Genomic DNA, 12,442 nt, shown 5'->3' with positions numbered 1-12,442 from the left:
CTCTTTTTCAAACAAGTCCTTTTTCTCAAATAAAAACAAGACTACTTCTTTTTTATTTTCATATTGTTTACTAAAGAAAGAATTTTTAAGGAGGGGACACAATTGAAAAGATTATTTCTCTGTATGGAGCGTGAACTTGTTGTTGTAAAAGAACGATATGGTAACTATGAAACCTCATACCACTTACAAAATATGCAACCTACCTGTATTGCAGTTGATCCATTCCAACAAAACCGTGTATATTGCGGAACATTTGGACGAGGTTTATGGTTAAGCGACGATGGCGGGGATTCGTGGAGACCGATTGGAGATTCCTATCGTTACTTTGATTTCCCTAAAGAGGATGGTATTCTGCACTCCTCTATCACTTCCATAACGATAAGCTCAAATGAACAAGTTAATGGGTATGGCGTCGTTTATGTCGGCACAGAACCGAGCGCTTTATTCAGTTCAGAAAATGGCGGTGAAACGTGGACTGAACTTAAAAATATGAAATCATTATTATCTTCTTATACGTGGGCTTTTCCGCCTAGACCTTTCACCCATCACGTACGTTGGATTACAGTTGATCCAAACACTCCAAATACAATCCATGTTTCAATTGAAGCAGGTGCTGTTATTCAAAGTAATGATAGAGGGCATACATGGATTGATAAAAAATTTGGTGCTCCTATCGATGCTCATCAATTGCTTATGCATCCTGACGCTCCAAATCGCCTTTATGCATCATGCGGTGACGGATTTATGGGCGGACCTGATCGCGCATACCTCGAAAGTTATAACAGTGGAAACAGCTGGATCTCATGCAGTGAAGGACTTGAACATCATTATTTATACAGCATGGCTATCGATCCGGCTGATTGCGATACAATTCTCGTTTCTGCCGCACCAAGTGCCGATCTCGCTCATCACCGTATTCCTTATGAATCTTATATTTATCGTAAAACGAAAGATACTCCTTTCCAGCAAGTACAACAAGGTCTACCATCAGCAATTGGTACAGTCATTTCGATGTTTGCGACAAATCCTGCAGAACCACATACATTTTACACTTTAAATAACAACGGCGTGTTTCAATCCAATGATAGCGGCGAATCGTGGGAACAACTAAATATACCATGGAAAGATGAGTATAAAACGCATCATCCGCATGCGTTACTCGTAACTAATTCTTAACGAAAAGAGACTGCCTAATGGTTTTAGGCAGTCTCTCTTCTATTTCTTTAAATCAATGACAATATCATCCAACACTATATCTTTACTCTTTGCTTCTTTATTCGGCACTTCAATTTTCTTCTCTTTTCCATTCACATACTCCACTCCGCCATGATTTTCAGGTGTATGCACTCGCAAGTGCACACGAGGTGTAACGATAAGCTTTGTTGCATTTTCGTTTAACTTTTGGAATGTAGCACTCCAACTACTTTTATGCGGTTCGGCTACTGTACTAGTTCCGCCATTTCCTTCACCTGCATATTTATTTCCTAAATCATCTTTTATTTCTAACTCAACATCCGCACTATCCCATATACTTCGTAATGCCTTAGATTCTTCCTGATTGAAAAAAACGATAAAGGACATCGGGGTTACTTCCATTTTGTCTATGTTTACTTTTATTAATTCATTTTCAGAAACCCTATTAACCTTTACTTCCTTACTATCCATTGCTTTTAAACTAAGTGCGAAATTCCAGTTTCCCTTTATTGTATTACCTTCATAGTCCAACTCAATTGCTTCTATATCCCACCAAACATTTGCTACATCTAGCCTTTCACTACCATGACCACTCATCGTAGTCATACCTACATATTTTCCCTCTCCAACTTTTGTAACGTTCGAACTACCTCCTCCGCCATTAAAGCCCATAACTTGCGGACTTCCAAATGGGAACGGTTTCTCTCCTAAATCTTTTTCACTCTCAATAGAATATGTGATGGTAATTGTTCTACCATCAAAAACAGCATCATTAATTGTAACCTTAACCCCATTACTCTCTCTCGTCATATTCAACTCAGTCGAAAACTCTTTATAATTTTCATATAGACCTGTTCTACCATTATCTAAAAATCGGAATATGTCACCTACAATTGGTAATCCCCCGGCATACGTAGGAAATCCAATGCCCAGTGTTGCAACTGATAATCCTACTAAAATAGATGCAGCAGCAACACCTTTTTTCCAACTTTTCATCTTTTTCTTCGTACGTATCGACTGTTTTACATTCCGTTTTACTTTTTCTTTTTCAATTTCAGAAGTCTCAATTTCTTCAAGTTCTTTTTCATCTATATCAATATCATTTAATAGTTCATAAATGTCTTTCATATTGCACTACCTCCAAAACTAATATTCGTAGCATTTTGTTGTAGTTTCTTTTTTCCACGGTACACGCGATTATCGATTGCTGCCCGAGTTAGCCCTAACTTGTCTCCTATTTCTTCTGTCTTCATACCGAGAAGATATTTCATAATGAACACCTTTTGATCTAACGGTTCTAATTGATTAATAAGCTGCATTAATTCTTCCCTATCTTCCATAACGATTAGTTCGTCTTCAGCTGATTTCTCCGTACTGATATGAAACTCATCTGAAATAATTTCTATTTTTTTAGTCGCTTTTCGGTAATAATCAATCGCTTTAAATTTCGCAATTGCCGCAATCCATTTTTTAAAGTCACTTGGCTCTCCATGAAATTTATTTGCGTTATTCCAAATGGAAAGAAATATATCGTTTACACATTCCTCTATGAGTCCATCATTTTGAACTGGAAGTAGAACTTTGTGCGTGATTCCTTTTATGAGCGGTAAGTATGTATCGACAACAAATTCTAGCGCATCTTCTTTTTGCCGTTGTAGCCTTTTTATAAAATTTTTCTCATTTGATTTCATGTAGCGATTCCCCTTATTTTTTTGTAAAAGCTTTTACACCCTATATAACGTCTTAGAAAAAATTTTCTCTCATCTTTTTTATTTTTTGTATGTTATGGAATACTTTCCCTAAGACATTGTCTCACATAACTATGTATTACAAGAAAATTTTCTCAAGTCTACACTTTAATTCATGTAGTACACTATTTATGTGGTAACTTTTTAACTTAGTGTACATTTTACCCCGCATTAACGGGCAGTAAATCCCACCTCAAAATTGTGCGAATACGAGGATGTTAGGTGGGAGATAACTGCCCGTAAAAGCCCGATTGGTTCAACTAATAATCAGTGGGGGCTGGCCCCCCACTGATTAAAGTTTCACTTTATTTCATTAATCTACTTTTCAACATTTTAAATTAGGAGATGAGATGTGTATGTGTGGAATTACAGGTTGGGTAGATTGGCAGAAAGATCTTTCAAATCAACATGTTATTTTAGAAAAGATGGCAAATAGTATTCAGCATCGTGGTCCTGATGCTGAAGGATTTTGGTTTTCACCTCATGCGGCCTTTGCACACCGACGTTTAATTGTTATTGATCCAGAAGGCGGGACACAGCCTAAGACATTTCGTGCTGGTGATTATACGTATGCTCTTACTTATAATGGAGAAATTTATAATTTCCGTGAACTGAGAGAACAACTTCGAAAATGTGGTCATGCATTTGAAACGCATTCAGATACAGAAGTGTTACTACATGCTTATCTAGAATGGAAAGAAGATTGCGTACAACATTTAAACGGAATTTTCGCTTTCGCCTTATGGGATGATCAGAAGCAACAATTGTTTTTAGCGCGTGATCATTTAGGCGTAAAGCCACTCTTTTATACTGAAAGAAATGACAGCATTATTTTCGGATCTGAAATAAAAGCGCTATTGGCTCATCCATCTGTTCCTTCTGAAATTGATTCGGATGGCATAAACGAAATATTTGGATTAGGCTTATTTCGAACTCCAGGCTGTGGCGTCTTTAAACATATTCAAGAAGTGCGTGCTGGACATTGTATAACGTTTACACGTGATAAAAAAGTAGTTCAAAAGTATTGGAATTTATACAGTAAGGTTCATACAGACTGTACTGAAGATACATCATCACATATTTTATCTATTTTACAAGATACAGTAAAAAGACAATTAATTGCCGATGTTCCTCTCGTCTGTATGTTATCAGGAGGATTAGATTCTAGCGGGATTACTGCACTAGCGGGGAAAGAATTTGCTGCTGAAAATAAAACACTTCATACGTATTCCGTTGACTTTGTAAATAGCGCAAAAGATTTCGAGTTGACATTTGCTCGCACTGGTTTAGACGCTCCTTGGGTAAAACGCGTTTCTGAACATGTAGGGACATCGCATCATGATATTATTGTGAATGCTGAAGAATTAGCAAATCACTTATTCGTTCCCCTTCGTGCAAAAGATTTACCGAGTGCCGGTGAAATGGAAACTTCACTATATTTACTATTTTGCGAAATGAAAAAAGATGCAACTGTAGCTTTATCTGGAGAATCTGCTGATGAAGTATTCGGCGGGTATCCTTGGTTTCACCAAGAAGAATTACTATATGTAGATAAGTTTCCGTGGCTAACGAATTGGAAAAATACATCTCCTCTTCTACTAAATGAAGTAAATAACCAATGCAACTTAGAAAACTATATTGATGCACGATTCCAAGAAGCGATACTTGAAGTACCTACTCTTGAAGGCGAAAACAAAAAATCCGCAAAACAACGTCAAATGTTTTATTTATTTTTAACGAGATTTCTCCCTTTCTTACTTGACCGTAAAGACCGTATGAGTATGGCTGTAGGGTTTGAAGTTCGTGTACCGTTTTGCGATTATCGATTAGTTGAATATTTATGGAACGTTCCTTTCAACATAAAAAGCATTGATAATATTGAAAAAGGCATTTTACGTAGAGCACTGCAACCTGCTTTACCTGACGATGTACGTAACAGAAGAAAAAGTGCTTATCCAACTTCACAAGATCCACATTATCTGCAAACAATCCGTCATTTATCACTCGACATGTGCAGTAATAAAAACAATCCTATTTTCTCACTTATTAATCATTCCACATTACTTGCCATTGCCGATGAAAGCAATAAAGAAATTAATAATTTTGAAGCAAGAAGTGCTATGGAATATATGCTTCAAGTAAATGAATGGTTACAAACGTATCACATCCATATCGCTTAACAAAAAGGAGTTCAAGGATAAAAACCTTGAACTCCTTTTATATTAATTAGCGCATCGTTTATTTTCAGTATCAATAGACCATCCAATAATAGTGGCACAATCTCTACCTTTCCACTGCAGTACATTTGTTAATACTGGTTCAATCTGTAAGCAACTTCCGTCGTGCAATATTTCTACTAATGATTGATCATCATCAAACCTTTGTTTATCACATTCTAAAATACCGTCCGTTGCCATTACAATATGATTCATTCCTTTTTCTAATCCTCTTACACCTGACGTAAAGCAAGGTGTATTTGCCGCAAAAATATTTTTCCTACCGATATATTCGTAATTCTTTCGTTTATTTAACCGCCCTTTACCATTCTTCGTTTTCTCAGAATGGAATAAATATGCGAAACAATCACCAACTGATAGCCAATATAAAAATTCGCCTTTTCGTAAACAAATTAAGCATGCAAGTTCCTCATCATTTTGATCACATTTTTCAATAAACAATTCATCTGTAAATAACGCTAATAAGTACATATGTGTATGATGAAAAGCTAAATGTATCGGGTAGGAAAATAACTCTTTTAGTTTCTCTTTTCTTTCTGAAATTGCTTCTATTATATAATCAATATTTTTTGTTTTGTGGTGTGTATCAAAAATCATAACAAATTCAAATTGTAATTCAGGATCCCACCAAGCAAGTACCGCATCTCCTCGTTCATATGCATCACTTTCTTGATTTCCCCCATATACGCCGACTGAAAGAGGACCACATTTTTCAACATGTATTTCATCTACATACATCTGTTCATGACTCATCCATTTGAATGTATTCACAGCTATCATCCTCTCTCTTGCTAAATGTATACCTTTACACATAGATTACCTTATATTTCAATAAAAATAAACTTTTTCAACATTTTTTATCCAAATAAAAGGATTTTATGTCTAAATTAACGAATATATCTTATTATACGATATAAAAATAGGAGGTAATAACAGTAAATAAGAATCTATAAAAAACTATAAAAATTTACAATTACAGGTTTTATATTTTACAGAATTCAACCTATAATATTTTCAGGTGATGAAAAGGGGGAAAAGGATGAAAACAACACGTACTTGTAAAATCAATTCTATTACAAAAGAACAAACGGAAGATTTAATTACTTTGATCCGTACGTTCGAAAGTGCAAAACGATATAGTTTTAATCGTTTGATTGAGGGCGAAAACGAGAAAGAATTGATAAAAAAACTACAACCTAAATATTTGTTAAATAAACGTTTTTGTGAAGATGCGATTTTACAAGCGCAAATGATCCTTTTCTCTCAAAAAGAACTTCTTCCTGTTTACCTAGAAAACAATCAAAAAAAGTTAGAAAAGACGTTACAAAAAATAGATGATTATGAACGCGGCAAAAAAAGACCTAAACAAGTTTCATTAGAAACTTGTTTAATTGGTTTAAGAAAACGAAAACAAAAATTAGAACAAAAAATTGAAACATATGCAAAACATATTAAAAATAAAACATTACCTCCTATTATTTTTGGTGGGCGGAAAAATTTCTATGAAAGAATGAAAAACAAGATATCCAATCAAGAATGGAAAGATTTGCGGACACGACAATTATATTCTCGTGGAGATAAAAGCAAAAAAGGGAATTTGAACATGCGCATTACAGTTGATGACTGTGGGCAAGGATGGTTAGAAATTGCAAATCCATTAAGACTAACAAATGGAAAAACAAAAAGCCCGCGAATCAAAGTTCCGATTATCATTCCATATCGTTTTTATCATCAAATTACAAATGTCGTTATGGGAGAGCAAATTGGTGTAAATCCAAAAGGAAAACCGATTATAGAGCATCAAAAATATAGTGTAGAAATCATTCGTAAACAAAATGAATTTTATGTAAATATTACGTTTGATGAAACAGCAATAGGTCGTGTACTAGATTTCAAGGAAACACCACAATTAGATGTAATTGCAGGAATTGATGTAAATCCGGACCGTATTGCAGTTAGTTTATGTACAAAACAAGGTAATTTTAAAGGGTCAAAAAATTTTTATCTACACAATCTGAATATGTTTTCAACAAACAAACGCGCAACGATAATTGGACAAATCGTACAACAAATTAAAACATGGTTATTGGAAAACAATGTAGGTGGAATTGTTTTAGAAGATTTAAAGTTTCAACAATCTCATGATACTGATAAATACAGTAATCGTAATTTCCATCAATTTACGTATAAAAAGATGTTGAACAGTTTAATTCGCATGTCTCTTCGTAACGGATTTTCTGTTAAAACAGTAAACCCCGCTTATACAATTGTGATTGGAAAATTAAAATACAGTAAAAATTTCGGTATTAGCGTTCATGAAGCAGCCGCCTTCACGATCGCAAGACGTGGATTAGAATTGCAAGAACAATTACCAAAAGAGATTATATTATTATTAAAAAACCAAATTACAAAAAAACTGCGTATTCTTGTTGCTTCCATGGAAGAAAGTAAAAAGAATACGAAAAAAATATATATAAAATGGTTACAAACAATTCAAACGTGGCAAGAATATCACAATTGGAAATTGTGGAGCATTCTTCATAAAACTGTTTATATGAGCAATCAACAATTCGTATTTAAAATTTAAATGAGAAGGGGGGTACTGGTTTATTTCTTATAACCTCTTGCATACTACTGACTTGGATGAATGGTCGTATGCAAGGACAGATCGTTCCTAACAGGAACCTGCCGTCATTCTTTCACAATAGGTGGATGAAAAGGTCACAACCCTTACGGACAGGAAAAAGGTGAGATTCCTTTTCGGTAGTTGGCATTTGACTTGGTTCGCCAACGATTTATAGATTTTTATAAGAATTTTAAACCAGGATTTATCATTATGAAAGACATCAATCAACATTGGGAGAGTATTTATTATCACTTACGATATGAATATGAAGACAACCTTTCCCATCAAGCTATTCGTATTTTACAAATCGTTTCTCGTGAGAAAGATATAACAATTGGAAAAGTCGCTACTGAGCTTAGTCTCTCTCATAACACAGCATCTGAACACGTAAAGCGTCTTATTCAAAAAGGATTTATTATAAAAGAAAGAAACAAACAAGATGAAAGAGTTGTAAACCTTACATTAACGATAGAAGGCATTGAAGGATTAGAAAAGCATACTTTACTAGATAAAGAAAAGATAAAAATATTAGAATCTCAGTTATCAAAAGAAGAACAACAATTAATTGAAAAAGCCTTTTCGTTATTAGCGAAGGAGGCAAAATATGCATTTCCTCGTTAAAGTAATCGTTTCCGCACTTATTATCGGCGTTATTACTGAAGTCGCTAAACATTACAGTGCGATAGGCGGCTTTATTGCTGCCCTTCCACTCGTTAGTTTACTAAGCCTATTTTGGATTTCTTTTGAAGGTGGGAACAAACAAGAATTAAGTCAATTTGCGATAGGCGTATTATATGGATTTCCTGCATCCGCACTACTATTATTTATCGTCTATATTGGTCTAAAAAATTCTTTTTCACTTAGTACATCTGTCCTGTTTGGTATAGGTGTTTGGTGCACTGTTTTTGCTTGTCAAAAATTATTTCAAGCTTAGTTAGGAGGGTTTATTATTTATAAACTTGTAGAGGTATTAGGGCAAACTATAGAAGTATATATAAAAGGAAGTAGTAAACAAACGGTAGTCATTCAAACCGGAATGACTTGCTCATTTTATGATTGGCTTCCTATGATAGAAAAGCTTTCACAGCACTTTACAGTCGTTTCATACCATCGCCCAGGTTACGGAAAAAGTGAGCTAGGGAATTATTCACGTACTACGTTACAAGTAACAAAAGAACTTCATTTGTTGCTACAAAAACTGGATATTCACAAGCCAATCATTCTAATCGGTCATTCCTATGGCGGCTTATGCGCACAACATTTTGCGATGCTACATGAAGATAAGCTGGAGGCACTTATTTTAGTTGATTCTACTTCCATGAACTTACACCGACTAGATGAACTTCATTTACCAATTTCTGATCAGACTGACTCGGATGATATGTGGCTTCAAAAATATAATACGTACTCCAAAATGAATGTAGACATGCTTTATAATGAACTAAAATCTATACTCGTTAATCAATCAAGACATTACATTGAATTTTCTATCTCGCCTCTATTATATAAAGCGACAGCTTCTGAACTATGCGAGTAGAAAAATTGTACCCACTCAATAAAAGAGCTACATAAAAAATTAGAAACACCTTTAATCGTTATCGGTAGAGACCCTCAATATTCTATTACTCAGTTGACTGAAGGCGGCATGTCAAAAGAGGAAGCGACGCAACTTGAATCAATGTGGCAAGAACTGATTCATGAACAATTACAGCTCTCAATACATAGCCAATATATACTTGCCGAACATGCTGGTCACGGAATCGAAATTGATCGACCAGATATTATTATTGAGGCTGTTCAATCTCTATAAATAAAAAAAGGAAGCAACTAAAGCTGCTTCCTTACTTATCTATTCATAATCTTCTTCATCATCGATTTCTTCGTAATACGAATTCCCATTACTTACATAAATAGGACCATTCGCAACATCAATACGTAATACCCATGCCCATGGCACAGCTAAACGCTTATGTATTGCTCGCCAAAAGCTCATTGATTTTCTTTCGTACTCCTGGAACTCCTGAAGTAACTCTTTGTAGGAGGAACCGTCTAACTGAATATTTGCTTCTAGCAAACGAGAATGGGCATAGTACTGCAGCTCTAGTTCAGCAGCAATTTCCATTTCTTCTTCCGTTGCCATACCAATAATTGTTCCATCTTCTGGTACAATTTCATATACGTTGTGAACTTCAATAAGCCCTTCTTTCTCTTTCTCAAACATGTAAACAGCCTCCTTTAACACATATTTTTTATGTTACAAAGTCATACTTCTACAATAACTTCTCTCTTTCCTCTTTTTTTGATAAACTTTTACAAATTATTTATCTGATAATCTGTAGACTGTATTCTTTCAGCAAAACTGAAACAATTATTATCAAAAGTTATTTTATACACATCAGGCATATGAAGGGTTTTCCAAAACTGAAAATCATATTTCGAATCAAAATAATTCATTAGTAATACCATAATATTTCCATGGGTGCCTATTACAATATTCTTACCTTTATATTTTCTTAATATACTTTGCATACATATTACAGCACGTCTTTGTGCTACATCATTTGATTCTCCGCCTTCGTATGCATAATTCCAATCTCCCCACACTTTCTCCATAGCATCATTAAAATCCTGTACCGGCTCTGTACTTAATAACCTTTCACGTAAATCTTCTTCTATTTGTATCGATACATGATATGCATTCGCAATTCCTTGCACAGTTTGAATTGCTCTTTTATACGGGCTAGAGATCACAACATCAATATGTTTATCTTTTAACAAGCGTGTTATATTCTCTGCATCACAATGCCCTTTTTCAGATAACGGCCGTTCCCGTTCTTCTTTTGTATATGTAGAGTGGGCATGGCGAACGAAATATATTGTCGTCATTTTTCAACTTCCTTTCTTATTTTCAATCTATATTCAATAATAAGATTGGAAAATCCTGTATTAAAAAAAGAGCACTTTTCATAAGTACCCCTTTGTTTACATAATAAAATTATTTCATTATAATTTATTTCTAAACTCTTCATCTGTTATAGCCTCTTGAATAAAATAATCTATATTATTTCTCAGCTTTTGGTATGCAACTTGATCTTGTATATCGTTAAACATAATGACAGCTTCTACCTTATTCCCCTTCTTATCTGTCGTATACAAACTTTTTGTCAATACGAATGCGGTAGACCCACCTTTTTGACCAGCGTATTCTAACTTACTATTATTAACTGTTCCTTTGAAAATATTCTCGATTTCTTCTTGTATTGATTTTGGAAAATAATTCCTACCATTTATCTTCTCCATTATACTCATATAATCTTTAGCATTCGCACCCACTAATCGATCTGACCAAATTCGTTGAAATTCCATATCTACTTTTAATGGGATATCCCGCTTTTTCCATTCTGCTTCATCTTTCATCCATTCATGAATTTGTAACACATGTTTATTATACTCATCCTTTGACATGTTACGTAACATTTCTAACGATTGACTTTCTGGCTCATGAAGCTCTTTTTCTACATACCCTCTCATATATAGTGAAGCAGTATACGAAGAGAACTTGTCATGACTAGTAAGCTCTAACTCTGTTAAACTATCATTTACTCTTTCTATTCCAAGCCTATCTAACAAATATGTTGTAAAAGAAAGAGTTACTCTATTTCACATGATGTTATTTGTCCATTTAACGTAACGACTATATTTGAGTCGTCACTTTCTTTAACACCTTTGAGTCGATTGGAGTTAGGAGGACCAATTACAACTGACTCCTTAATTGGCGAAAGGTCCTTTCCTAATTTTTCTGCACTTACACCGTATGCAGCTTGAAATACTTCTGGCGGTGTTAATCTAAGTATGTCTGATCCTTCTGCTGTTTCAAACTGATCGTTATTGAAGAACAAATGTAATTGTACTTCTTCTGTTACCGCTGTGATCCAATGCCACCATCCCATTGGAATAAAGACAGTTTGCCCCGCTTTTACATGATAATTTTGTAATTGATTCGTTTCGGGATTTAAAATGGATGTAACTGCTTCTCCTGATACTACAACATCCAACTCCCACGCATTCGGATGCCAATGCGGTTCTCGCATATGCCCTTTCGTCATAAATAAATCAACAAATGCTCCACCTATCATCGCTGGTAACTGCGTTGACGTAACTTCATATGCAACGTTTTTCTCATCCCTTTTAAAAAAGATATTTTTTCTCGAATCAAAGAAAAGGTTTGGAGTTCCTGAGCTTTTCTTTAAGTTTTTATTATCTGGAACATAACCTGAACTACTCATTTTATCCCTCTTTTCCACTCCGAACATTTCTACTTTCACACTGTATCGTATGGAAAAAATGTATGAATGTGCCTAAGCATTGACATAACAAAAAAACATGCCTTCATAAGGAGAGCATGCTTTGTGATATTCTTCACATTGTTTAGTTAAAAAATAAACTTTTTACTTACCATGATGTAACATTAAATCACTCAGTTCTTCTTCAATGTGATTTAATTTCGCAACGCCTTCTTTCCATTTATGAATATAACGTGATACCCCGACAATAAATAAACCAATAATTGTAGAAAGAATAATACCATATACGATTGTTACAGTACTCATAGTTACACTTCCTTATAATTAGTAATG

General features: G+C 34.6%; 12 protein-coding genes and 2 pseudogenes. 6 read left to right on the top strand and 8 right to left on the bottom strand.

Annotated features, from left to right (window positions below; genetic code table 11):
* Positions 1-102: 102 nt before the first annotated feature.
* Positions 103-1,176, top strand: coding sequence for a glycosyl hydrolase (locus PDL00_RS15580; RefSeq protein ID WP_270729942.1), 1,074 nt, complete (start codon positions 103-105; stop codon positions 1,174-1,176).
* Positions 1,177-1,215: 39 nt separating this feature from the next.
* On the opposite strand, the gene PDL00_RS15575 is transcribed toward PDL00_RS15580, so the two are convergent.
* On the bottom strand, positions 1,216-2,322 hold the full coding sequence (locus PDL00_RS15575) for a DUF4179 domain-containing protein (protein WP_270729941.1): 1,107 nt from the start codon (positions 2,320-2,322) through the stop codon (positions 1,216-1,218).
* Positions 2,319-2,885: a sigma-70 family RNA polymerase sigma factor gene (locus PDL00_RS15570; protein ID WP_270729938.1), complete on the bottom strand. Its 567-nt coding sequence runs from the start codon at positions 2,883-2,885 to the stop codon at positions 2,319-2,321. Before PDL00_RS15570 ends, PDL00_RS15575 begins: the two co-directional genes overlap by 4 nt.
* Before the next feature lie 413 nt (positions 2,886-3,298).
* On the opposite strand from PDL00_RS15570, the gene asnB reads away from it, so the two are divergent.
* Positions 3,299-5,122 (top strand): asparagine synthase (glutamine-hydrolyzing), encoded by a 1,824-nt coding sequence (gene asnB, locus PDL00_RS15565; protein ID WP_270729936.1) that lies wholly within the window; start codon positions 3,299-3,301, stop codon positions 5,120-5,122.
* A gap of 42 nt (positions 5,123-5,164) precedes the next feature.
* On the opposite strand, the gene PDL00_RS15560 is transcribed toward asnB, so the two are convergent.
* Positions 5,165-5,992, bottom strand: coding sequence for a protein phosphatase 2C domain-containing protein (locus tag PDL00_RS15560; RefSeq protein WP_242250842.1), 828 nt, complete (start codon positions 5,990-5,992; stop codon positions 5,165-5,167).
* A 226-nt stretch (positions 5,993-6,218) separates the two neighbouring features.
* Here PDL00_RS15560 and PDL00_RS15555 point away from each other — a divergent pair, with 226 nt between their 5' ends.
* From PDL00_RS15555 to PDL00_RS15540, 4 genes and pseudogenes are all read left to right on the top strand, one after another.
* Positions 6,219-7,766, top strand: coding sequence for an IS200/IS605 family accessory protein TnpB-related protein (locus PDL00_RS15555; RefSeq protein ID WP_270729934.1), 1,548 nt, complete (start codon positions 6,219-6,221; stop codon positions 7,764-7,766).
* 249 nt (positions 7,767-8,015) lie between these two features.
* The gene (locus tag PDL00_RS15550) at positions 8,016-8,426 is read left to right on the top strand and encodes a MarR family winged helix-turn-helix transcriptional regulator (RefSeq protein WP_098613265.1); all 411 of its coding nucleotides are present in this window, start codon (positions 8,016-8,018) and stop codon (positions 8,424-8,426) included.
* The gene (locus PDL00_RS15545) at positions 8,410-8,739 is read left to right on the top strand and encodes a DUF3147 family protein (protein WP_242242996.1); all 330 of its coding nucleotides are present in this window, start codon (positions 8,410-8,412) and stop codon (positions 8,737-8,739) included. Before PDL00_RS15550 ends, PDL00_RS15545 begins: the two co-directional genes overlap by 17 nt.
* Before the next feature lie 60 nt (positions 8,740-8,799).
* A pseudogene (locus PDL00_RS15540) lies at positions 8,800-9,615 on the top strand (alpha/beta fold hydrolase).
* 39 nt (positions 9,616-9,654) lie between these two features.
* Here the strand turns inward: PDL00_RS15540 and PDL00_RS15535 are convergent.
* The 5 genes and pseudogenes from PDL00_RS15535 to PDL00_RS15515 form a co-directional block, all read right to left on the bottom strand.
* Complete coding sequence (locus PDL00_RS15535) at positions 9,655-10,026, bottom strand: hypothetical protein (protein WP_242250841.1); 372 nt, start codon at positions 10,024-10,026, stop codon at positions 9,655-9,657.
* A gap of 89 nt (positions 10,027-10,115) precedes the next feature.
* Entirely contained in the window at positions 10,116-10,691 is a 576-nt protein-coding gene (locus tag PDL00_RS15530; protein WP_270729931.1) for a histidine phosphatase family protein, read from the bottom strand.
* A gap of 117 nt (positions 10,692-10,808) precedes the next feature.
* A pseudogene (locus PDL00_RS15525) lies at positions 10,809-11,444 on the bottom strand (serine hydrolase); the annotation flags it as partial.
* Between the two features lie 11 nt (positions 11,445-11,455).
* Positions 11,456-12,091 carry a cupin domain-containing protein gene (locus tag PDL00_RS15520; protein WP_061680581.1) on the bottom strand — a complete coding sequence of 212 codons (636 nt, stop codon included), beginning with the start codon at positions 12,089-12,091 and terminating at the stop codon, positions 11,456-11,458.
* A 162-nt stretch (positions 12,092-12,253) separates the two neighbouring features.
* A complete protein-coding gene (locus PDL00_RS15515; protein WP_061680580.1) occupies positions 12,254-12,415 on the bottom strand; it encodes a hypothetical protein in 162 nt (53 codons plus the stop codon).
* Between the last annotated feature and the right edge of the window lie 27 nt (positions 12,416-12,442).

The organism is Bacillus cereus group sp. TH152-1LC, assembly GCF_027710505.1.
In the GTDB taxonomy this organism is placed as follows: Bacteria; Bacillota; Bacilli; order Bacillales; family Bacillaceae_G; genus Bacillus_A; species Bacillus_A mobilis.
The sequence above is the reverse complement of the archived record's forward strand: the minus strand, read 5'-3'. Positions and strand labels throughout refer to the sequence as shown.